A 20,229-nucleotide genomic window follows, 5' to 3' on the forward strand; every position below is an offset into this window, starting at 1 on the left:
TCGCCATATCCGGCGGGTTCTGAAAAGGGGCCCGCTCCGCATCCGGAACAGGACCCAGAAATGACCAGCATCGCTGCAGAATCCACCGAGACACTCGATAACGAGGCACTCCCCGCTGCCGGGAAAGCTTCCCAGCCCGCCACCTCCAACTTGCGCGTGGCCCGCTTCGAGCCGCTTCCGGCCCCTCAGGACCTCATCGCCGAGTTGCCGCTGGACGCCCACTCAGCTGCCGTCGTCGACCGTGGCCGAGATGAAGTCCGGGCCATCATGGACGGCGTGGACGACCGCCTGCTGGTAATCGTCGGGCCTTGCTCCATCCACGATCCCAAGGCCGGTCTGGAATACGCGCGTCGGCTGGTCAGCCAGGCGGAGAAGCACAAGGAAGACCTGCTGATCGTCATGCGGACGTACTTCGAGAAGCCCCGCACTACAGTCGGCTGGAAGGGCCTCATCAACGATCCCCACTTGGACGGCAGCCACGATATTGCCGCCGGCCTGCGGGCAGCCCGCGGCTTCCTCAAGGAGGTCACCGCGCTGGGACTGCCCACCGCGACCGAATTCCTCGAGCCCATCAGCCCGCAGTACATGGCCGACCTCGTCTCCTGGGGTGCGATCGGCGCCCGCACCACCGAAAGCCAGATCCACCGTCAGCTCGCCTCCGGGCTGTCCATGCCCATCGGCTTCAAGAACGGCACCGACGGCGACCTCCAGGTAGCCATCGATGCCTGCGGCGCGTCTGCCGCTGAACAAGCCTTCCTGGGAATCGACGACGACGGCCGCGCGGCTCTCGTGGCGACGTCCGGAAACCCGGACACCCACGTGATCCTGCGCGGCGGGCGCAAGGGCCCCAACTACTCGCAGGAAGATGTCGCTGCGGCTTCGTCCAAGTTGGCTGCGAAGGGCCTGAACCCGCGCCTGATCGTCGACGCCAGCCACGCCAACAGTGGAAAGAGCCACCACCGCCAGGCTGAAGTTGCCTTGGAAATCGGTGCGCAGCTTGAGGCGGGGGACACCTCACCGATTGGTGGCGTCATGCTGGAGAGCTTCCTCGTGGGAGGGGCGCAGAACCTGGATGTGGCCAAGCAGCTCGCAGGGGAGCAGGAGCTCGTTTACGGCCAGAGCGTTACGGATGCCTGCATGGAATGGGACGTCACGGCCTCGGTGCTGGAACAGCTCGCTGCGTCTGCCCGGAAGCGCCGGCTGGTCTCGGGGGAGTAGCCAGGGAGTACAGTCCCACTTAGCGGAAATGCTTTCACATTGGTCACTTCAGCCTCTAGAGTATCTAGCACATGGTTGTTTGATGGCTCAGCATCGGCACACCGTTCTACTGGGGGTGTCCTGTCCAGCTGAGAGCAAAGGAATATGGGAAATGTCCGCGGAGACTAACTTCTCGAATGCGCGTTTCATGACTGTGGCTGAAGTAGCCGATGTCCTGCGCGTTTCCAAAATGACTGTGTATCGCCTGGTCCACTCAGGGGAAATGCCTGCCGTCAGGTTTGGCCGTTCCTTCCGCGTGCCTGAGGAGGCCGTGGCCCAGTACCTCAAGGGTGCTGTGGTCGACGGACAATCGGAGACCGCCTGAGGGCGCCGGGGTCCGTCCCGCGGACCGTGGTCACGGGGTGCCCCTTTGAAGCGGTACTCTGTTAAGGAACGTTTTACGTCAATGTAAGAATCTGTCAGTTGTACTGTCTGCTGCTAGTCCGCGGATCCGTTCCAACAGACAGGACCTTCATCTAGTTTGTAAGGAACTTTCGTGGGTTCAGTTATTAAGAAGCGCCGCAAGCGTATGGCCAAGAAGAAGCACCGCAAGCTGCTTCGCAAGACTCGCCACCAGCGCCGCAATAAGAAGTAGAGATACTTCACCAAGCGTGAATGCCCGTTGCCTTCCAAGGCGGCGGGCATTTTTGCTCTCTCACATCCCGACGCTTGTGCCCGGATGTTTTCTCATGTCCTGACGCTTCTGGCCGGATGTTCTCTCACGTCGTGGCGCTTCTGGCCGGACGTTCTTTCACGTCGGGACACTTCTGGCGGGATGTTCTCTCACGTCGCGTTCTTGACAAACCCGGATGCAACGGATGGGTCCATCCATGCAGTCCGTAGCGCCCGCTTGATCTGCAGAACGGCGTTGCCAAAGTTGTCCGCCAGGTCCTCTTTTCCGAAAACGAGGACAGTCCACCCCGCTGCTCTAAATGCCTTATCCCTGCGCCGATCGCTATGGATCTGTTCCTCCTCAAGGTGATGGCCGCCGTCGTACTGGATCGCGAGGCGACGGCTCTTGAAACCCAAGTCTGCTGACGGCGAGAACGGGTCGTCCGCGCGGAGCATCACCTGGAGCTGAGGCTCGGGCAAGTTGGCATCGAGCATGGCTAAACGAAGCAAAGTCTCTGGAGCTGAGTCGGCCCCGACGCGCATGAGGTCCAGGGCTTCCCGTGCCCGGACTACGCCCTGACGGTTCTTGTGCCGTTCGACCATGCTCCGAAGCCCTTCGGCAGTGGCGAACGGTGTATCGCGCCCTTCAAGATTCAGCCGTGGAATGCGAATCAACTGGTCTGCCACGCATACGAGGTCATGAAGGGGGAGACGACGCGCCAAGTCCAGCCATGTTCTAGCTCGAGTGCTCATCCAAATCCCTTGGACTTGCTCAATTTCTCCCTCGAAGAGCGTTTCAGTGTGCCCTATGATGCCTTTGCGCCGGACCGACGGCAGACGTCGCGGTTTGCTCAAATGCAATTCATTTGAATCCGATAGCCACGCCGGCAAGACAAAACCATGGAGCCTGGCTGCCGTTGTATGGGAGATCCAAGCGCCAGGGCTGGCTGACGAGAGGGAACGGGCAGCTGACGAGAGGTCGAAATCCCAATCCGTCGGCCGATACAAGCCCCGGCTCACAGGAACGATGCTACTGCTGCGCCAAATGTCTGAAGGATCGATGCCCGCTGCCTTGGCGTCGTTCAGGCTGAAAGGTCCCAAGAGCGGGCTGGATTGGTTGAGTAACGAATTCTGCATACCCGCATTGTTCCTTGGAAGCCGCTAAGCGTGCAGAAGTTATCCACAGGTAGGCCAGCAGTACCAGAGGATGTGGGAGAGGAACGCTGGAAACGCGTGGGGATGTGGGAGAGGAACGGTGGAAACGCGTGAGGATGTGAGAGAGGATCGGCTAGCGGGGCCCGCGGAACTTTGAGAATCCACGCCACAGCCCATAGATGGCACCGCCCACGGTGGCAGCCTTCAGCCCCAAGGTTGCTGCACGGCGACCGGATCGGAAATCGTAGACCGGCCAGTTGTTGTCGCGGGCATGCCGGCGGAGCTTCGAATCGGGGTTGATCACCACGGGGTGGCCCACCATAGTGAGCAGGGGGATGTCATTGGCGGAGTCGCTGTAAGCCCAGCAGTGGTCCAAGTCCAAGCCTTCTTGGTCAGCTATGAGTTGGACCGCGATGGCTTTGGCCGGGCCGTGCAGAATGTCACCGACAAGCTTGCCGGTATACATTCCGTCATGGACTTCGCCGACGGTTCCCAGCGCGCCGGTCAGGCCCAACCTTGTGGAGATGACGGTGGCAACCTCAATAGGGGTCGCCGTCACCAGCCATACCCTCCGGCCTACACGGAGGTGTTGCTCGGCGAGCGCTTTGGTTCCAGGCCAGATCCGGGACTCGATCATTTCGTCATAAACTTCTTCGCCCAGGGCTTTGATGTCCTCCACAGTGATCCCGGCGGCCAACGTCAGGGCTGAGTCGCGCACGGCATGGACGTCGTCCATGTTCTCGCCGCGCATTACAAACTTGAACTGCTTCCACGCGAAGCCAGCCGCCTGGGACAGCGTGAAGGCCTTGCGTTCGTACATCTTGCGGGCCACATGGAAGAGGCTGGCGCCCTTCATCAAAGTGTTGTCGACGTCGAAGAAAGCGGCTTCGCCGGTGTGCTGCGGAACCTTGGCGTCGGCGACCACAGCGGCGTTCTTCTCGTCGGGCATGCCTTGAGTCTAGTCAATCGCCAGGCCCCGGCGTTGAGGGCGCACGGTGGGGCTACCCCGTGGGATGTGCAAGAGCTTCGGTGGGAACCGGTCGGGATTTGAGAGAGCGTTGGTGGAAACCGGTCAGGATGTGAGAGAGCATCGGTGGGAAAGCGGTCAGGATGTGAGAGAGCATCGGTGGGAAAGCGGTCAGGATGTGAGAGAGGGTTGGGGCGGTTACCGTTGTGTCATGGCTATTCCCGACGTCGTTCTCCTCACCAAAGCTGACTGCCACCTGTGCACGGAGGCGCGTGCCGCCGTCGAGCGCGTTACGTCGGGACTGGGCGTCCAGTGGACCGAGCAGGGAATCGACGGTAACGCGGAACTGCAGGAGCGTTACGCGGAGGAAATTCCCGTGGTGCTGGTGGATGGGATCCAACGCGATTTTTGGAAGATCGACGAGCAGCGCCTGACCCGTACTTTGAAAAGAGTCCTTGAAGGCTGAGGAACCCGGAAGTACGGGCTTTTGTTGAGTCCGGCCAAGGGCCATAGAGTGGAACAACAAGCGACGCAATGGAGAAAACCGTGACTGCGCTGGAACCGTCCCCGGGGGCAACAAGCGGGGACAACGAACCTGCCGCCAAGCAGATCCCGCCCGCGGCTGTGGCCCGGATGACCCTCTATTTGCGCGCGCTCAACTCCCTCCTGGCAGAAGGCGTGGAACGTGTGTCATCGGACGCGTTGGCCGAGGCTTCAGGCGTCAGCTCCTCCACGCTTCGCAAAGACCTCTCCTACGTCGGCTCGTACGGGACCCGCGGGGTGGGCTATGAAGTCCAGTACCTGAGCCGTCACATTGCCGCAGCACTTGGCCTGACGCACGACTGGAAGGTCGCAATTGTCGGTGCCGGTAACCTCGGCAAGGCGCTGGCGCGGTACGGCGGCTTCGAATCCAGAGGTTTCGACGTCGTAGCTATTTTCGACGCAGACCCCATGGTGATCGGCAACGAGGTGGGTTGGTTGCGGGTCAGCGATTCAGCGGAACTTGAACGCGTCCTGGAACGCACCCACACCAATATGGTGGTGCTGGCTTTGCCGGCCACCGTTGCCCAGGCAGTTTGTGATCGCGTCATCGCTGCAGGGATCCGGAGCATCTTGAGCTTTGCTCCGGTTCTCCTGCAGGTTCCGCCGCACGTGAACCTCCGCAAGGTGGACATGGCCACTGAGCTGCAGATCCTGGCCTACCACGCACAACGGGCGCAAACACCGGGTCAGGCTGTCTAGCCGTACCGGGTCCGCGCCCGTTGAGTTGTTATAGAAAGCTTGTCGGCTTAGCGGCCGTAAGGGTTCTGGTAAGGGTTGCCGAACGGCTGCGGCTTGCGGAAGTACGGAGCCGACGCCGGCAGGTACAGCAGGACGATTGCGGCAACTCCCAGCAGGATCACCAAGAGCTGCAGGATGCCGTACGTGGCACCGAACTGGAATAGTCCGGCGAGGCCAAGGACAGAGATCGCCGCGAAGACCGTGCCCAGGATCCTGGCCCAGTTCTTGCCCTTGCGGACCGGGAATGCAACCAATGCGTAGAGGCCCAGGGACACGATGGCCCCAATGATCGCGGCGACGACAATGCCGCCACGCATGCCTTCGATGGAGCCTTCCGGGAATTCAGTGCCCTGCTGTGCCGCCTGCTGGAGCATCGAATTGATGAAGGCATCCGAGCCCGTGGTGGCCAGGATCAGCGAGCTGATGGCAGACAGGATGCCCGCTGCGATAATCATCCAGAAGGAGATGTTGACCAGCTGCGGAACCGTAGTGGGTCCTGGCTGCTGGCTGGGCCAGTTGGTGTCCTGGCCATATTGCGGGGCCTGCTGACCATAGGGAGAAGGCTGCTGGCCGTACGGGGACTGCTGACCAAACTGTGGCGACTGCTGGCCGTACTGGGGAGTCTGTTGGCCGTACTGGGGAGCCGGGGGCTGACCGTACTGGGGTGCGCCCGGGGACTGCTGACCGTACTGTGGAGCGCTCGGCTGCTGGCCATATTGGGGAGTCTGCTGACCGTACTGCGGTGCCTGCTGACCATACTGGGGCGTGGATGGCTGGCCCGGCTGCTCAGGCTTGTTGGCATCGCCCTTGTTCGCGTCGCCCGAATTGGCGTCCCCCGTGTTGGACGGCGGGTATGGAGGGTTGCTCATGGCATTCCTTTGCTTGTTCGACTGCTGGTGCGGCTGCCGGGATCAGCAAAAAGACCCTGCCCCCAGCCTGATTCTGCTTCCACCGTACCTCCGGGATCCGGCGCTGCGGATGATCACACGCAGGAATTTGCTGCTTGGCGGTGAAATCATCACGATGGCGTACGCCTTCATGATGAAAGCCGTGGTGGCCCAACGGACCACCACGGCCTTGTACACCTGTCAGGGTGGCTCGGATGCGAGCCCGACGGCGGTACTTCAGGGGGTTAGACGGCGCCCTTTACTGCCTTGAACCACAACTGCGAGTTCGGCAACCACATCAGCACAACGGCCACCGCGCTGACCAGGAAGCCAAACCAGTTGCCACCCAGGCCTGCACCGGGTCCGCCGGCGTTGATGGAGCCAAAGATGGCGAGCAACAGCGAAACCGCGGCAAGGATGGTGAGGGCAAGGCGTGCCCATTCCTTCCCTTCCTTCATCTTCATGGCCAGCACTATCTGGGCGGCTGCAACAGCAAGGCTGATGATCAGGAGAACCAGAAGGAGTGCGGCAACCCCTGGCATGAACGCGAAGGCCGCGATGATGGCGAAAAGCCCAATGAGGCCAAAGAGGAGGCCCAGGAGTCCGGAGATCACCCAAATGAAATAGGACACTTTCAGCTCGGTGGGCAGGCCCATGGTCTTGAAGAGGCCCGAGAAACCACCTTGCGGAAGGACGTCATTGAAGTTGCGGGGTCCGTCGGTGGGCATTTCGAAGTGGAAACCACCCGGCTGTCCTGGTTGCCCCGGCTGACCCGGTCCCGGTTGCGAATACTGGCCAGGTTGCGAATACTGGCCAGGTTGCGACGGCGGCTGGTAGCCCTGGGGTGGTTGGTAGCCCTGCGGCGGTTGGTAACCCGCAGGAGGAACGTTGCCGGGCTGCGGAGGCTGGGCGCCGGGCTGCTGAGGCTCTGGTGCTTCATCTGGGTTACTCATGGCATCACTTTAGACCGCAGGTTGAAGGATGCATAGGAAATTCGGAGCTACATCGCAGCTAACTACAGGCTGTTTGCCGAATAATCGCAGGGTGACTTCTGAGTACGCGAAACGGCGCCCCCACAGCGGAACTGTGGTGGGGCGCCGTTTGCTCGGGACTGCCTTGCAAACTCCCGTGGAAGCTGCTGAGGAAACTGCCTGGGAGTCAGGCAGCTGCCGGTGCGATGAACGCGAGTTCCAGGTTGATGACAACCTTGTCGCTGACCAGCACGCCGCCAGCCTCAAGCACTGCGTTCCAGGTGAGGCCGAAGTCCTTGCGGCTGATGGTGGTTTCGCCGGAGACGCCTGCACGGGTGTTGCCGAAGGGATCCACTGCCACGCCGTTGAATTCGGTTTCGATGGAAACTTCCTTGGTCACGCCCTTAATGGTGAGATCGCCCACAAGATCGAAGCCATCGCCGTTTGCCTTGACATGGCGGGAGATGAAGGTGATCTCCGGGTACTTCTCCACATCGAAGAAGTCTTCGCCCTTGACGTGGCCGTCGCGGTTGACGTCTCCGGAGTCAAAGCTGGCGGTCCGGATGGTTGCGTTGACCTTCGAGTCGGTCAGCGTCTCGCCAACTTCGAGGGTGGCGTCGGCATCCTTGAAGACGCCGCGGACCTTGCTGATGCCTGCGTGGCGGACGGTGAAGCCGATCTCGCTGTGGGAAGCGTCGAGGGTCCAGATGCCGGTGGTGACGTTGGCGGGAAGGGTCATCATGATGTTGCTCCTGTATGTAGTGGAAGGTACCGCTGGCTTGCCCGGTCGACTGGTTGATGCATTTACTTGAAACATCAACCGAGCTTCGTGTCTAGTATAAACATGCATATGCATCTTTTATTCCAACTCCACGGAACATTTCTGGAAAACTTTGAGTTCTACTAGCGGTAGAAGATTTCGGATCGCCCCGCTTCTTTGAGAAACTGGTAAACATGCCCCAAGCAACTGTCCATCTGCTTCGCCATGGCGAGGTCCATAATCCCGATGGCGTCCTCTATGGCCGGCTGCCTGAATTCCATCTCTCCGAGCGGGGCCGGGAGATGGCACGCATGCTGGCTGAGCACTTCGCCGTCCGCGCAAGCGAGGGTGCCAGGATTGTCCACCTGGTAGCTTCGCCGCTGACGCGCGCCCAGGAAACGGCCATGCCCACTGCGGAGGCCCTCCATCTCGAGATCCATACGGACCCGAGGATCATCGAAGCGGAGAACCACTTCCAGGGACTCCACCCCACCCGCAGCGAATTCTTGAAGCCCAAGCACTGGTTCTATTTCCGGAACCCCCTGCGCCCGTCCTGGGGCGAGCCCTATAAAGAGCAAGCCGCGCGGGTCCTGGCTGCCGTTGAGGACGCGCGCGTCAAGGCGATCGAACTGGGTGGCGACGGCGCTGAGGCGATCCTTGTCAGCCATCAGCTTCCCATCTGGTCCACCCGTCTGTCCGCCGAGGGCCGCCGGCTGGCGCACGACCCCCGTAAGCGTGAATGCACCTTGACCTCCCTGACATCCCTGACCCTGGACGGCGACGGCAAGATTGTGCGGGTCGAATACAGCGAACCTGCTGCGGTGCTCCTTCCCGGTGCAGCAAGCACCCCGGGGGCGTAGATAGATGGATAACAACCTCTCGCGCCGCGGCGTGCTCACAGCCGGTGGTGTCCTGTTGGCAGGACTTACCATGGGCCTGTCAGCCTGCGCCCAGAAGGACTCCCTCGCAGAGCAAGCCCGAAAAGGCGATAACAAGAACTATGTAGCCGGGGATGGCTCCGTCACCGAATTCGCCAAAGCGGACCGCGCTGCACCCGTGGCACTCAAGGGCACACTCTTCAACGGAGACACGGTCAAGCCCGAAGACCTCAAGGGCAAGGTCACGGTCTTGAACTTCTGGTTCGCGGCCTGTGCCCCCTGTCGCGTCGAAGCTCCCCAGCTTGAGGCCCTGCACCAGGAGTTCAAGGACCAAGGCGTTCAATTCTTCGGCGTTAACCTGCGTGACGAGAAAGCGACTGCGGAGGCCTTCGACAAGACCTTCAACCTCACCTACCCGAGCTTCAACGACAAAGACGGTGCCGTGCTCCTGTCCGTGTCCGGAATCGTTCCTCCGGGTGCCGTGCCCACCACGCTGGTCTTGGACAAGGAGGGCAAAGTTGCCTCCCGTGTCCTCGGTGAAATTGAGAAGAGCACTTTGAAGGCCCTCATTACGTCCGCAGTGGCTGAGTAGTACCGATGAACAGTCCTTTCGCCGAGACGATCCTGAATGGATCCTTACTGCTTGCCGTGCCGGTTGCGCTGCTGGCCGGACTCGTCTCGTTCCTTTCGCCGTGCGTCCTGCCGCTGGTCCCCGGTTACCTTGGCTACGTCACTGGACTGACCGGCGTCGACCTCCAAAAGCAGCGCCGGGGCCGCATGCTGGCAGGTATTGGACTGTTCGTCTTGGGCTTCTCGGTAATCTTCGTCCTCCTGGGCGGTGCGTTTGGCCAGCTCGGGACCCTCCTGACTGGCCCGCAAAACGCCTGGATCACCCAACTGCTGGGCATTCTGGTCATCCTCATGGGCATCGTCTTCATGGGTGGCTTTGGTTGGCTGCAGCGGGACGCCAAAATTCATGCCAAGCCTCCTGCCGGTCTTTGGGGCGCGCCGCTCCTGGGGCTGACGTTCGGCCTGGGTTGGGCTCCATGTATCGGGCCCACATACTCCGCGGTACAGTTGCTGAGCTTGTCCGGCGGATCGTCGGCGGCAAAGGGTGCGCTTTTGGCCTTCGTTTACAGCCTTGGCCTGGGTATCCCGTTCCTCCTGATCGCACTTGCCGTCCGGCGGGGCATGGGCGTTATGTCCTTCTTCCGGACACACCGTCTGGCGATCCAGCGGTTTGGCGGAGGCATCCTGATTTTGCTCGGCATCCTGATGGCCACCGGCGTGTGGGGAACCTGGGTGACCGAGTTGCAGTACTGGTTCCAAACCGATGTGAAGTTGCCAATCTGATGAGCGAGTCCGTGAAAGCCAAGAAGAAGTCACCAGCCGCTGAAGGCACGACCACAGCGGAAGGGAAACTGCAAAAGGCCAAGTCCGAGGTCGCGCTGCCGTCCCTCGGTATCCTGGGCATGCTTCGGTGGGCCTGGACCCAGTTGACGAGCATGCGGACGGCGTTGTTCCTGCTCCTCCTGTTGGCTGTGGGCGCGGTGCCGGGGTCCCTGTTCCCGCAGCGCGCAGCGAATCCTGCGGTTGTCACCCAGTACATCAAGGACAACCCCTCCTACGGGCAGCTTCTCGATGCCCTCCAGCTCTACGACGTCTACTCGTCGGCCTGGTTCTCGGCCATCTACATCCTGCTGTTCATCTCCCTGATTGGCTGCGTCACCCCACGTGCCATCGCCCATTACAAAGCGATGAAGTCGCAGCCACCGCGCACGCCCAAGCGCCTTTCGCGCTTGCCGGAGTACGGCACGCTGGCGCTGCCCGCCGACGCCGGGATCCCGGCGTCGAAGGCTATCAACGACGCCGCTGGACTGCTCAAGAAGCGCGGCTACCGCGTGGAGGTCAGGGACGTCGACGGCGACCTCCCGTCCTTGGGTGCCGAGCGCGGCTTCCTGAAGGAAGTCGGGAACCTGGTGTTCCACACTTCGCTGATCGGCGTGTTGGTTTCCGTGGCGATCGGCGGCCTTTTCGGGTACAGCGGCCAGCGGATCCTTGTGGAAGGTGAGACGTTCGTTAACACCCTGGTGGGTTACGACCAATTCACCCCGGGCACCAACTTCCAAAGCAGCTGGCTCCAGCCCTACTCCATTCAGTTGGACAAGTTTGAGGCCACCTTCGATCGCGAGTCGCCCAAAAAGATCGGCCAGCCCATCGACTACACGGCCGAGGTCACCACCAAGGAAAATCCGGATTCGCCGGCGAAGAAGGAAACCCTCAAGGTCAACGATCCCATTTCACTGGGTGGCACCAGCCTCTACCTCACCGGAAACGGCTACGCACCCGTGGTGACTGTCCGCGACGGCGAGGGCAACATTGCTTTCCAGGGGCCGGTCACGGCCAAGGTCCAGGGCGATAACTACTACTCATCCGTGGTCATCAAGGTGCCGGATGGCAAACCGGACCAGCTGGCGTTCCAAGGGTTCTTCCTGCCCACGGCCTTCAAGTCCGAAAATGGCATCTCCTTCAGCGCAAGTCCCGAACTCTTCAACCCTCAATTGAGCCTGGATTCCTACTACGGTGACCTCGGCCTGGACAAGGGCGTTCCCCAGAACGTGTTCGAGCTGGACGTCAGGGACCTCCAACAGCTCAACGGCCGAAAGCTTGAAGCCGGCGGAATCACGCTGGCCCCAGGGATGACGAAAACACTCCCGGACGGCAAAGGCAGCATCAGCTTCGACGGCGTGAAGAAGTACATTGGCGTGGACGTCCACCACAACCCAGGGCAGCTGTACGCCTTGATTTTCGGCCTCCTGGCCGTTGCCGGCCTGGTCACTTCGCTCTACGTTAACCGCCGCCGCGTCTGGGTCCGCACCGGAACGCACCAGGACGGTCGCACCATGGTGGAATACGGCCTGCTGGCCCGAGGCGAAGACCACCGACTCGCGGGCGAAGCAGCAGCCCTCCGCGAGCTCTTTGCCCGGGAATGGCAGATCCCCACTGACTCCGATACGCCGGCACCAACCCCCACAGTCTCTTCCCCAACCTCGAAGGACCAGTAATGCCCGTCATCAACGAAACCCTGGGCCAGTACAGCGAGCTGTTCATGCTGTTGGCCGCCGGCACGTACACCGTGGCGTTCATTGCGTTTGCCTGGGACCTCGCCAAGAGCAGCAAGGCGCTGCGTGCCATCGACGCGAAGGCGGCTGCCAGCGCTCCAGCGCAGAAGGTCGCGGTGGCGGCTGGTCGTGCCAACGGAAGCCTGGGAGGGCCCGACGCCGGTGGGCCGGCTGGCCGCGCCGAGCGTCCGACGTCGGGCCTCACCGTTGAGGGTGGCACCGCGGCAGGCGACATGAAGTACGGCGCCGAACGCCGTGTGCCCGCGCGGGTGGCTGTGGCACTCACAGTACTGGCCGTGCTCATTCATGGCGCGGGCGTTGTGACGCGTGCACTGGGCGCAGGCCGGGTGCCGTGGGGCAATATGTACGAGTTCCTCACCACCGGCGCATTCGTAGCCGTGGCCGTTTTCCTCATCGTGCTCATCCGCCGTGACCTGCGGTTCCTGGGTACGTTCGTCATCGGGTTGGCCATCATCATGCTGGTGGCTGCCTCGGTGTCCTTCTGGACGCCGGTGGGCCACCTCGTTCCGGCTCTCCAGAGTTACTGGCTGATCATCCACGTTTCCATCGCGGTGCTCTCTTCGGCCCTGTTTACCTTGACGTTCGCCATGTCCGCGCTGCAGTTGGTCCAGTCGTACCGGCAGAAGAACCTGGCCGCCGGCCGCGCTGACAAGCTTGGCTTCATGCGGGTGGTTCCAAACGCGCTGAGCCTGGAAAACCTGTCCTACCGCATCAACGCGATCGCTTTCATCGGCTGGACGTTCACCCTCATGTTCGGTGCCATCTGGGCTGAGAAGGCCTGGGGCAGGTTCTGGGGCTGGGACCCCAAGGAAGTGTGGACGTTCGTTATTTGGGTGGTCTACGCAGGCTACCTTCACGCACGGGCTACACGCGGTTGGACGGGAACCCGCGCAGCGTGGTTGTCGATCGTTGGCTACGCGTGCGTGATCATCAACTTCACACTCGTCAACACCGTTTTCAACGGCCTGCACTCATACTCCGGGCTCTGAGCACGACACTTTCGAGGCCGACCCCCTCGCTGGCGTTCAGCCACAGTGGGCGCGGTTAGATTTCCGTCGCGCGTCGGCGTCCGCTGAGCAACCATGCCGTGGTGGAGGGCAGAAACAAAAGGATCAGGCCGGCCGCAGCCAAGACGTACTGGACGGCAAGCAGCACGGTGGACAGGACGCCCGCGCCTCCCGGGGCTACGACGTAATCTGCGGTGATTACGGTGACCACGGCGTGCAGGAGGATCAGCGGTGCAAGCAGCCACCGCGCCCAGCTGCGGCGCTTGAAGGCCACAGCCAGCAGGACCGCTTCCATCGCGACCACCAGGGCAAGCATGGCCAGGCTTCCGAGGAACACGACGGCGGTTGCACCCTCGACTGCCAGGGCGTCACCATCGGGGAGCTTGCCTGCGATAACACCCTTCAGGCGGTCCAGGTGCGAGTCGCGGGCGAGGAGACTGGTGATGACTACTGCGACTCCTGCGACAAAGCTGGCTACCCACAAGATTCTGGACAGCAGTGCTGGACCTGGTGGCCGCACGACGTCGTCAATGGGTGGATGTGCAAGAATCGGTGGCCCGCCGCTGGGGGATGCGGAAGTAAATGACTGCCGTGATCCATCAGCTTGCTGGGCCATGTTCCCTACTTCAGTTCGTCGGTGCCATGGGTATCCGGCTCCCCGCGTTTGGCATCGCCGGACTTGTACCCGGGGGCCTTATTACCCTGGCTGCCCTCGGCGCCATCAGCACCTTTGAGCTTCCGTTCCTTGGCTTCGAGCTCTGCCTTGAGCTTCTTGAGGCGCTCTTCTTCGGCGGTGTTCCGGCGGCGGGTTTCCAGGTTGCGGAGGAACTCGGGATCATCATCCGGGGCGGTAGGGTGGCGGCGGATGGGCTGCGCAGAGGGCTTGCCGTAGGGCCGCCCGAAGATGAACCAGAGGACGGCACCCAAGAGGGGCAGGAGGATCATGACGACGATCCAAGCGGGCTTGGAGATGCCGCGTGTGAACCTGCCATCGGTACGTATCACGTCCACGAGGGCGTAGACGAAGATAACAAGGACGACGACGACGCCAACAACCCGGAGCATGCACCAAGTCTAGTCGCCGGAAGGCATTCACTGGACGCCCCGTTCCGGCTGTGATCAGAGTGCAACCATCCGGACGGCTAAACTTGGATAGTGGCTTTCCTGAAGTATTCCCTCATCCGTTTGGCGCTGTTCGTGCCGCTGTTCATCCTGTTCGCCTTTTTGCAGGTGGGCTGGATCCTGGCCGTGGTCTTCGCGGGACTGATCGCGTTCGCCATCAGTTACCTCTTCTTCCAGAAACAACGCGACGCCGCCACTGCGGCCATGCGGGAACGCTTTTCCGGACGGGCCAAGCCCATCCGCACCGCTGGCGAGGTTGAGGACGCCGAGGCAGAGGATAGCCTCGTGGAGCAGAACCCGGATATCGCCGTCAACAACGACAAACGCCCGGGTTCCAAGTAGGACAAGGTTCCAAGTAGGGAACCTAGAAGCCGCGGCTCAGAATCAGGCCGAGCGAGAACAGCAGGCTGTAGCCGAGGTTGATCAGGCCGGTCTGCTTGAGCACGGGAATGAGGCTCTTGCGCTTCTTGCCGTTGACCATGAGCCAGGCAGGCATCAGGCACGCCGGAATCAGCAGGAGAACGATCAACATCCAAGGCTTGGTGGGCGCCAGCACAATCACCAGCAGGATGGCGACGGCCAGCATCAACACGTAGCTCTCGCGGGCGTGCCTGTCTCCAAGCCGCACGGCCAAAGTGCGTTTTCCTGCGGCCGTGTCCGTGGGAATGTCCCGGACGTTGTTGGCCATGAGCAGGGCGCAGGCGATGAGTCCCGTACCGATCGCGCCAATGACGGCAGCAAGGCTGACCTGCCCGGCTTGGGTGTACGTGGTGCCAAGCGTTGCCACCAGCCCGAAGAACACGAAGACGAAGACGTCGCCCAGGCCAAGGTAGCCGTAAGGATTCTTGCCGCCCGTGTAGCCCCAGGCTGCCAGGACGCAACCAAGGCCCACCAGGATCAGCCACCAGGTCTGGGTAATGATGACCAGGATCAGCCCGCACACCATGGCGGCGCCGAACAATCCGAAGGCCGCCCACTTCACTTGCTCCGGCTTGGCGAGTCCCGAACCAACCAGGCGCAGCGGCCCCACGCGGTCCTCGTCGGTCCCACGGATGCCGTCCGAGTAGTCATTGGCGTAATTGACGCCGACTTGGAGAAGGAGCGCCACGAGCGCCGCGAGGATCGCATTCGGCAGCCGGAAAGCATGGAGCTCAAACGCCGCTGCCGAACCGATCAGTACCGGCGCGATTGCCGCGGGCAGTGTGCGGAGCCGGGCTCCTTGAATCCATTGTGCAGCTGTCGCCACGTGCAGTACCTCGTGTGTTTCGCGTTGATCTTTAGTCGGAGTCATGAGGACAGAACCTCTCTATTGTCCCTGATGCGCGGCGGATAGCTGGTCGATCATGGCCAGCCTGTCCGGTTTTCCGTTGGGCAGCATCGGCAATTCCTTATCGGCAACCACAGTCTTGGGGGCCAAAACCCCCAACGCCGCTTCGCGACGGGCCGTGAACCCCTTCAGGCCTTCCGGCGATGGATCGGTCATGGCCACGTAAGCTGCCACGGCCTGGCCCCATTCACGAGACGGGACGCCTGCAACGAAAGCCGCGCTGACGCCGTCGAGCTCTTCCAGCTTGCTTTGGATGTACGCGGCGGAGGCTTTGACGCCGCCGGTGATGATGACGTCGTCGGCACGGCCCAGAACGGTGAGCTTGCCGTCGCCGGTAACTTCACCGAGGTCGCCGGTGACGTACCAGCGCATGCCGTCCTCCTCGAAGAACGCGGCCTTCGTGGCGCGCGGCGCGTCAAGGTAGCCTGCCGCCACCGTCTCGCCACCTAGCAGGATGCGTCCTTCCAGCTCACCATCGCCAATGCGGACCTCGACGCCGTCCAGCGGTTCGCCGTCGTACACGCACCCGCCGCACGTCTCGGCCGAGCCGTACGTGGTGACAACGTGGAGTCCCTCCGCGTGGGCCTGCGCCAGCAGCTCGGACGAAGCCGGCGCGCCGCCCAGCAGGATGGCATTGAAGCGGCGCAGCACGGCAAGGGTTTCCGGGGCGGGTGAGTCCAGGAGCCGCTGCAGCTGGGTGGGTACCAGCGAGGTGAAGCGGATCTTGTCCGTCAGTTCCTCGGCGGCAGCCGTGAATGCCTCAGGCGTGAAGCCGTTCGACTGATCCATCACCCAGGGCCGCGTCCCGGCGTAGAGGGAGCGAACCAGGACCTGCACGCCAGCCACGTACTGAAGGGGGAGCGCGAGCAGCCACTGGCCTTCGCCGCGCAATGCCATGGCCGTGGCCACAGAGGACGCAGCCAGGGCATCCACAGTGAGGACAGTCGCCTTGGGCGTCCCGGTGGAGCCGGAGGTGCGGACCACCACTGCAGCCTCTTCCACGCCGGTCTCTACCGGAACGGCTTCCGGCCGTCCGTCCTCGTGAACCACAATTTCGACGGCGGGACCCTCGCCATGCAGGGCAGCGGCCAGTGCTTTGAGTACGGGATCGATGTCCACAGGGATGTCCTAGAAGTAGTAGGGGAAGTTGGACCAGTCGGGGTCGCGTTTCTGGAGGAAGGCTTCCTTGCCCTCCACGGCCTCGTCCGTCATGTAGGCCAGCCGCGTGGCTTCACCGGCGAAGACCTGCTGCCCGGCCAGGCCGTCGTCGGCCAGGTTGAAGGCGAACTTCAGCATGCGGATGGCCTGGGGGGACTGGCGGGCGATATCAGCCGCGTACTCCAGCGCGACTTCCTCCAACCGCGCGTGGTCCACGGCCTCGTTCACGGCTCCCATCCGGACCATGTCCTCAGCCGAGTATTCGCGGGCCAGGAAGAAGATCTCCCGCGCGGCTTTCTGCCCTATCTGGCGGGCCAGCAGCGCAGACCCGTATCCGGCGTCGAAACTTCCCACCGTGGCATCGGTCTGCTTGAACTTGCCGTGCTCGCGCGAGGCGATGGTGAGGTCGCTGACCACGTGGAGGGAATGTCCGCCGCCCGCTGCCCAACCATTGACGACGGCGATGACCACCTTGGGCATGGTCCGCATCAGGCGCTGGACTTCCAGGATGTGAAGCCGGCCGGCGCGGGCGGGGTCGATGGTCTCCTGGGTATCACCCTCGGCGTAGCGGTAGCCGTCCCGGCCTCGGATCCGCTGGTCGCCGCCCGAACAGAACGAGTGCCCGCCATCCTTTTCCGACGGTCCGTTGCCCGTGAGCAGCACGGTGGCGACATCAGGGGTCATGCGGGCGTGGTCCATGGCCCGGTAAAGCTCGTCCACAGTGCCCGGACGGAACGCGTTGCGCACTTCGGGGCGGTTAAACGCGATGCGGACAGTGGGGAGATCCTTGACCGTCCCGTCCGTGGAACGCTCAACCTGCCGGTGGTACGTCATGTCCTTGAAGTCCTCGAAGCCGGAAACGGTGCGCCAGCGCGAGGGGTCAAAGATGTCGGAAACCTTGGCAGGGAGTTGGTTGTTCACAGTCCGAGTCTAGTAATGGCCTTGCCTGATGCAGAACTCGTGTCTCCGCATGCCCCTGTTGCTAGTGGGGGAGGAAGTCCGGCGGGATCGCATAGATGAGCACCACGGCCAGCAGGTTCTTGGCGGCGTGGACGAAGTAGGAGAACATCAGGTTCTTTCCCGTCCACACATAGACCGCCACCAGCACCAGGGCCATGCCGAGATAAGGCGCAAGGGCCGGCAACACCAGACCCTCCCTGCCCACCACGTGGATCGATGCGAAAACTCCCACCGAAATGGCACAGCAAATCCAGATGTTCACGTACTGCGACAGCTTGCCGATCAGCAGGTGCCGGAACAAGTACTCCTCTACGAACGGCCCCAGGACCACCAGCAGCGGCACCATGAGCCAGGCCGGCACACGCTGAAGGAGGCCTTGGATGCCCAACTGGTTTTCGGAAGTCTGCGCAGTACCGGTAGCCGCAACCAGGAGTGCCGTGACGATCAGCATGACCACCACGGCAAGGGGGACCATGCCAAGAGTGAACCAAGGGCGGGTGCCCAGGATCTTGACGTCACGGCCGACTATGCGCCAGGCGGATGCCAGGGCGAAAACCCCGACGACGGCATAGAAGAGTGCGTTAACGGCATACGAGGCTGTGGCAGGGTCTGAAAAAAGCTGGAGCATCATTCGCTCCACGGATTCGCCCGCAAACGTGAAGTAGATCGTGAATCCCAGATAGGCAGCGACGGCCACGGCGTCCAGGGCATTGAACCGGTAAAGCCTCGTCCGCGTCGAAATGGTGCCCATATGACCAGACTATCTTTGCGGGTGGAATGGTGCGCGCGTGCCAGGGGGCCTGAGGAAGCGGGCAATCGCTCCAGCCTGAAACTTGACGCGCCCTCGTTCCCCGGGCAGTCTGGACCGATGAAGTCTTGAGCGCAGCCCTTCCATCCGGCTGCATCCCCAGTACCCACTACGGCAGTGCCCTCAGCGGTTCCCTGCCATTCACTGCGGACTTTGCGAGGACACCTCTTGACTGACAACCTTCACCTTTCCGGCGTTTCCCACGGTTATGGGGACCGAGAACTTTTCCACGGCGTTGACCTCACTATCGATCACGGCGAACACGTAGCCATTGTGGGAGAAAACGGGGCGGGGAAATCGACCCTTCTTCGCCTGCTGGCCGGCGTGGAAACGCCCGACGACGGCACGGCAGGTTTGGCAGGGAGTTCCGGCTACCGCGTGGGTTACCTCGCCCAGACACACGGACTTCCGGCCTCGCTCACTGTGGGGGACGCCATTGACGCGTCGCTTACCGCGTTGCGTTCGCTCGAGGCCGGCATCACTGAACTGGAGCGGGACTTGGCGGATGCCGACCCCGAAACCCTGGAGCTCTACGGAAGCCTGCAGACCCAGTACCAACTCCGTGAAGGGTATGCTGCCGAATCCCGGGTGGAAGCAGCGCTTGATCGCCTGGGGCTGGGAGGCTTGGACCGACGTCGAACGCTTGGATCTTTGTCCGGCGGCGAGCAGGAGCGCGTTGCCCTCGCGTGCCTGCTGGCCGATCCTGCCGAAGCCCTGCTCCTGGACGAGCCCACCAACCACCTCGACGCGAACGGCACGGCCTGGCTCGAATCGAGATTGGCTGCGCACCGAGGCACCGTGGTGGTGGTTTCGCACGACCGTGTCCTGCTGCGGAAGGTAGCCAGCACAGTCATCGAAGTCGATGCCGAACGCCGGTCCGTCAATCGCTACGGCAACGGCTATGAAGGCTACTTGCGTGAGAAAGCCGCACAGCGTGCCCGTTGGGTGCAGCAATACGACGAATGGCTCGACGCCATGGCCGCCGAGCGGTTCCAGGCCGCCACGGTTTCGGGCGGCATGGGCTACGGGCGGGTGCGCGACAACGACAAATTTGCAACCGGCTTCAAAAAGGGCACCTGGCAGGGCGCAGCCACCAGCAAAGTGCGGAACGCCCAGGAACGCCTGCGCCGGCTCGAAGAGAATCCCATTGACCGGCCACCCGTGCCGCTCAAGCTCGCCGCACAGCTGGACCTTCACGTGGAGGAGACCGCTGGACCGGCCATCGAAGCACGCGGCATCAGCGTGCCCGGTCGCCTCAAAGCGACTGACCTGCGCGTTGAAACCGGGGAAAAGATCCTCATCACCGGACCCAACGGAGCAGGAAAATCAACCCTGGTCTCGGTGCTCGCCGGGACGCTTGAGCCCGCCAGCGGCACCTTGGCCGTTCAGGGCACTGTGGGGTATTTGCAGCAGGAACTCGACGTTCCGCCCCGTCCAGGCCTCCGGCTGCTTCCGGCGTTTGCCGCTGGACTGGGCGGAAGCATTGACGAACACGCCGAGGCCCTGCTCCGCCTGGGCTTGTTCCGGCCTGCTGAATTTCACGTTCCCGTGGGTAGCCTCTCGGCCGGGCAGCAACGCCGGCTCGCCCTGGCCAGGCTGCTTCTGGGAAGCTACGAGACCATGATCGTGGACGAACCCACCAACCACCTCGCGCCGGTGCTCGTGGAACAGTTGGAAGCCGCGCTCGCAGACTTCTCAGGGACACTGGTCATCGTGAGCCACGACCGCGCGCTGGGGGAGTGGTTCGACCGGTGCGCCGCGGCGGGCTCGGTGGGTAGCTGGGTCCGTTATGGAATGCAGGATGGCGAGTTGCTGTAGGTCGTTGCCGCCGGGGTGAGTTGTTCGCAAAGGGATCGTTACGCTCTGTCCTGAATTTGGAAACACGGTATCAAGCGTCCTGAAACAACGCTGGAGCACCATGGAAGGAAGCCGGCCG

General features: G+C 62.4%; 23 protein-coding genes. 12 read left to right on the forward strand and 11 right to left on the reverse strand.

Annotation, left to right across the window (positions count from 1 at the left end; genetic code table 11):
- Positions 1-60 precede the first annotated feature (60 nt).
- The 3 genes from AC1DD5_RS00470 (at position 61) to AC1DD5_RS00480 (ending at position 1,852) form a co-directional block, all read left to right on the forward strand.
- A complete protein-coding gene (locus tag AC1DD5_RS00470; RefSeq protein ID WP_477520380.1) occupies positions 61-1,218 on the forward strand; it encodes a 3-deoxy-7-phosphoheptulonate synthase in 1,158 nt (385 codons plus the stop codon).
- Between the two features lie 151 nt (positions 1,219-1,369).
- The gene (locus AC1DD5_RS00475; RefSeq protein WP_017199160.1) at positions 1,370-1,582 is read left to right on the forward strand and encodes a helix-turn-helix domain-containing protein; all 213 of its coding nucleotides are present in this window, start codon (positions 1,370-1,372) and stop codon (positions 1,580-1,582) included.
- Positions 1,583-1,753: 171 nt separating this feature from the next.
- Positions 1,754-1,852, forward strand: coding sequence for a 30S ribosomal protein bS22 (locus tag AC1DD5_RS00480; protein ID WP_003792170.1), 99 nt, complete (start codon positions 1,754-1,756; stop codon positions 1,850-1,852).
- A gap of 188 nt (positions 1,853-2,040) precedes the next feature.
- Here the strand turns inward: AC1DD5_RS00480 and AC1DD5_RS00485 are convergent, their stop codons facing one another.
- A complete protein-coding gene (locus AC1DD5_RS00485) occupies positions 2,041-2,622 on the reverse strand; it encodes an endonuclease domain-containing protein (protein WP_477520381.1) in 582 nt (193 codons plus the stop codon).
- 535 nt (positions 2,623-3,157) lie between these two features.
- Entirely contained in the window at positions 3,158-3,973 is an 816-nt protein-coding gene (locus tag AC1DD5_RS00490) for an HAD family hydrolase (protein ID WP_431116405.1), read from the reverse strand.
- Positions 3,974-4,202: 229 nt separating this feature from the next.
- Between AC1DD5_RS00490 and AC1DD5_RS00495 the strand changes: the two genes are divergently transcribed.
- Both AC1DD5_RS00495 and AC1DD5_RS00500 read left to right on the forward strand, forming a co-directional pair.
- Positions 4,203-4,457: a glutaredoxin family protein gene (locus AC1DD5_RS00495; RefSeq protein ID WP_477520382.1), complete on the forward strand. Its 255-nt coding sequence runs from the start codon at positions 4,203-4,205 to the stop codon at positions 4,455-4,457.
- Positions 4,458-4,525: 68 nt separating this feature from the next.
- Entirely contained in the window at positions 4,526-5,233 is a 708-nt protein-coding gene (locus AC1DD5_RS00500) for a redox-sensing transcriptional repressor Rex (RefSeq protein ID WP_431116402.1), read from the forward strand.
- A 47-nt stretch (positions 5,234-5,280) separates the two neighbouring features.
- On the opposite strand, the gene AC1DD5_RS00505 is transcribed toward AC1DD5_RS00500, so the two are convergent.
- The 3 genes from AC1DD5_RS00505 to AC1DD5_RS00515 all read right to left on the reverse strand — a co-directional run bounded on the left by AC1DD5_RS00505 (position 5,281) and on the right by AC1DD5_RS00515 (position 7,869).
- Positions 5,281-6,141, reverse strand: a complete 861-nt coding sequence (locus AC1DD5_RS00505) for a hypothetical protein (RefSeq protein ID WP_477520749.1) — start codon at positions 6,139-6,141, stop codon at positions 5,281-5,283.
- Positions 6,142-6,404: 263 nt separating this feature from the next.
- Positions 6,405-7,112 carry a hypothetical protein gene (locus AC1DD5_RS00510; protein ID WP_477520383.1) on the reverse strand — a complete coding sequence of 236 codons (708 nt, stop codon included), beginning with the start codon at positions 7,110-7,112 and terminating at the stop codon, positions 6,405-6,407.
- Between the two features lie 205 nt (positions 7,113-7,317).
- Positions 7,318-7,869 carry a YceI family protein gene (locus AC1DD5_RS00515; protein WP_477520731.1) on the reverse strand — a complete coding sequence of 184 codons (552 nt, stop codon included), beginning with the start codon at positions 7,867-7,869 and terminating at the stop codon, positions 7,318-7,320.
- A 215-nt stretch (positions 7,870-8,084) separates the two neighbouring features.
- On the opposite strand from AC1DD5_RS00515, the gene AC1DD5_RS00520 reads away from it, so the two are divergent.
- Genes AC1DD5_RS00520 through ccsB form a run of 5 tightly spaced genes read left to right on the forward strand, consistent with a single transcriptional unit; the run spans position 8,085 to position 12,900 of the window.
- The gene (locus AC1DD5_RS00520; protein ID WP_442018881.1) at positions 8,085-8,750 is read left to right on the forward strand and encodes a histidine phosphatase family protein; all 666 of its coding nucleotides are present in this window, start codon (positions 8,085-8,087) and stop codon (positions 8,748-8,750) included.
- A 4-nt stretch (positions 8,751-8,754) separates the two neighbouring features.
- Positions 8,755-9,360, forward strand: coding sequence for a TlpA family protein disulfide reductase (locus tag AC1DD5_RS00525; RefSeq protein ID WP_442003492.1), 606 nt, complete (start codon positions 8,755-8,757; stop codon positions 9,358-9,360).
- A gap of 5 nt (positions 9,361-9,365) precedes the next feature.
- On the forward strand, positions 9,366-10,121 hold the full coding sequence (locus AC1DD5_RS00530; protein ID WP_442018880.1) for a cytochrome c biogenesis CcdA family protein: 756 nt from the start codon (positions 9,366-9,368) through the stop codon (positions 10,119-10,121).
- Positions 10,121-11,833: a cytochrome c biogenesis protein ResB gene (gene resB, locus AC1DD5_RS00535; RefSeq protein ID WP_477520384.1), complete on the forward strand. Its 1,713-nt coding sequence runs from the start codon at positions 10,121-10,123 to the stop codon at positions 11,831-11,833. Before AC1DD5_RS00530 ends, resB begins: the two co-directional genes overlap by 1 nt.
- On the forward strand, positions 11,833-12,900 hold the full coding sequence (gene ccsB / locus AC1DD5_RS00540) for a c-type cytochrome biogenesis protein CcsB (protein ID WP_477520385.1): 1,068 nt from the start codon (positions 11,833-11,835) through the stop codon (positions 12,898-12,900). The genes resB and ccsB overlap by 1 nt, the downstream gene beginning before the upstream one ends.
- A gap of 55 nt (positions 12,901-12,955) precedes the next feature.
- Here the strand turns inward: ccsB and AC1DD5_RS00545 are convergent, their stop codons facing one another.
- Both AC1DD5_RS00545 and AC1DD5_RS00550 read right to left on the reverse strand, forming a co-directional pair.
- Positions 12,956-13,534 carry a hypothetical protein gene (locus AC1DD5_RS00545; protein ID WP_477520386.1) on the reverse strand — a complete coding sequence of 193 codons (579 nt, stop codon included), beginning with the start codon at positions 13,532-13,534 and terminating at the stop codon, positions 12,956-12,958.
- A gap of 5 nt (positions 13,535-13,539) precedes the next feature.
- Positions 13,540-13,983, reverse strand: coding sequence for a PLD nuclease N-terminal domain-containing protein (locus AC1DD5_RS00550; protein ID WP_442018876.1), 444 nt, complete (start codon positions 13,981-13,983; stop codon positions 13,540-13,542).
- 87 nt (positions 13,984-14,070) lie between these two features.
- Between AC1DD5_RS00550 and AC1DD5_RS00555 the strand changes: the two genes are divergently transcribed.
- Entirely contained in the window at positions 14,071-14,382 is a 312-nt protein-coding gene (locus AC1DD5_RS00555) for a DUF4229 domain-containing protein (protein WP_442003607.1), read from the forward strand.
- Between the two features lie 22 nt (positions 14,383-14,404).
- Here AC1DD5_RS00555 and AC1DD5_RS00560 read toward each other — a convergent pair whose 3' ends face one another.
- The 4 genes from AC1DD5_RS00560 to AC1DD5_RS00575 form a co-directional block, all read right to left on the reverse strand.
- On the reverse strand, positions 14,405-15,286 hold the full coding sequence (locus tag AC1DD5_RS00560; RefSeq protein WP_431120303.1) for a 1,4-dihydroxy-2-naphthoate polyprenyltransferase: 882 nt from the start codon (positions 15,284-15,286) through the stop codon (positions 14,405-14,407).
- A gap of 60 nt (positions 15,287-15,346) precedes the next feature.
- Entirely contained in the window at positions 15,347-16,486 is a 1,140-nt protein-coding gene (locus AC1DD5_RS00565) for an AMP-binding protein (RefSeq protein ID WP_477520387.1), read from the reverse strand.
- 9 nt (positions 16,487-16,495) lie between these two features.
- The gene (locus AC1DD5_RS00570; protein ID WP_442003498.1) at positions 16,496-17,446 is read right to left on the reverse strand and encodes a 1,4-dihydroxy-2-naphthoyl-CoA synthase; all 951 of its coding nucleotides are present in this window, start codon (positions 17,444-17,446) and stop codon (positions 16,496-16,498) included.
- A gap of 61 nt (positions 17,447-17,507) precedes the next feature.
- On the reverse strand, positions 17,508-18,236 hold the full coding sequence (locus AC1DD5_RS00575; protein WP_477520388.1) for a lysostaphin resistance A-like protein: 729 nt from the start codon (positions 18,234-18,236) through the stop codon (positions 17,508-17,510).
- Between the two features lie 225 nt (positions 18,237-18,461).
- Between AC1DD5_RS00575 and AC1DD5_RS00580 the strand changes: the two genes are divergently transcribed.
- Complete coding sequence (locus AC1DD5_RS00580; protein WP_477520389.1) at positions 18,462-20,111, forward strand: ABC-F family ATP-binding cassette domain-containing protein; 1,650 nt, start codon at positions 18,462-18,464, stop codon at positions 20,109-20,111.
- Positions 20,112-20,229: the final 118 nt, after the last annotated feature.

The organism is Paenarthrobacter sp. 10L420 (assembly GCF_056395385.1).

Bases quoted from the DNA above. Each gene is read 5' to 3' on its own strand.
- AC1DD5_RS00470 (WP_477520380.1), top strand. From the start codon at position 61: ATGACCAGCATCGCTGCAGAATCCACCGAGACACTCGATAACGAGGCA.
- AC1DD5_RS00475 (WP_017199160.1), top strand. From the start codon at position 1,370: ATGTCCGCGGAGACTAACTTCTCGAATGCGCGTTTCATGACTGTGGCT.
- AC1DD5_RS00485 (WP_477520381.1), bottom strand. From the start codon at position 2,622: ATGAGCACTCGAGCTAGAACATGGCTGGACTTGGCGCGTCGTCTCCCC.
- AC1DD5_RS00490 (WP_431116405.1), bottom strand. From the start codon at position 3,973: ATGCCCGACGAGAAGAACGCCGCTGTGGTCGCCGACGCCAAGGTTCCG.
- AC1DD5_RS00495 (WP_477520382.1), top strand. From the start codon at position 4,203: ATGGCTATTCCCGACGTCGTTCTCCTCACCAAAGCTGACTGCCACCTG.
- AC1DD5_RS00500 (WP_431116402.1), top strand. From the start codon at position 4,526: ATGGAGAAAACCGTGACTGCGCTGGAACCGTCCCCGGGGGCAACAAGC.
- AC1DD5_RS00505 (WP_477520749.1), bottom strand. From the start codon at position 6,141: ATGAGCAACCCTCCATACCCGCCGTCCAACACGGGGGACGCCAATTCG.
- AC1DD5_RS00510 (WP_477520383.1), bottom strand. From the start codon at position 7,112: ATGAGTAACCCAGATGAAGCACCAGAGCCTCAGCAGCCCGGCGCCCAG.
- AC1DD5_RS00515 (WP_477520731.1), bottom strand. From the start codon at position 7,869: ATGACCCTTCCCGCCAACGTCACCACCGGCATCTGGACCCTCGACGCT.
- AC1DD5_RS00520 (WP_442018881.1), top strand. From the start codon at position 8,085: ATGCCCCAAGCAACTGTCCATCTGCTTCGCCATGGCGAGGTCCATAAT.
- AC1DD5_RS00525 (WP_442003492.1), top strand. From the start codon at position 8,755: ATGGATAACAACCTCTCGCGCCGCGGCGTGCTCACAGCCGGTGGTGTC.
- AC1DD5_RS00530 (WP_442018880.1), top strand. From the start codon at position 9,366: ATGAACAGTCCTTTCGCCGAGACGATCCTGAATGGATCCTTACTGCTT.
- resB (WP_477520384.1), top strand. From the start codon at position 10,121: ATGAGCGAGTCCGTGAAAGCCAAGAAGAAGTCACCAGCCGCTGAAGGC.
- ccsB (WP_477520385.1), top strand. From the start codon at position 11,833: ATGCCCGTCATCAACGAAACCCTGGGCCAGTACAGCGAGCTGTTCATG.
- AC1DD5_RS00545 (WP_477520386.1), bottom strand. From the start codon at position 13,534: ATGGCCCAGCAAGCTGATGGATCACGGCAGTCATTTACTTCCGCATCC.
- AC1DD5_RS00550 (WP_442018876.1), bottom strand. From the start codon at position 13,983: ATGCTCCGGGTTGTTGGCGTCGTCGTCGTCCTTGTTATCTTCGTCTAC.
- AC1DD5_RS00575 (WP_477520388.1), bottom strand. From the start codon at position 18,236: ATGGGCACCATTTCGACGCGGACGAGGCTTTACCGGTTCAATGCCCTG.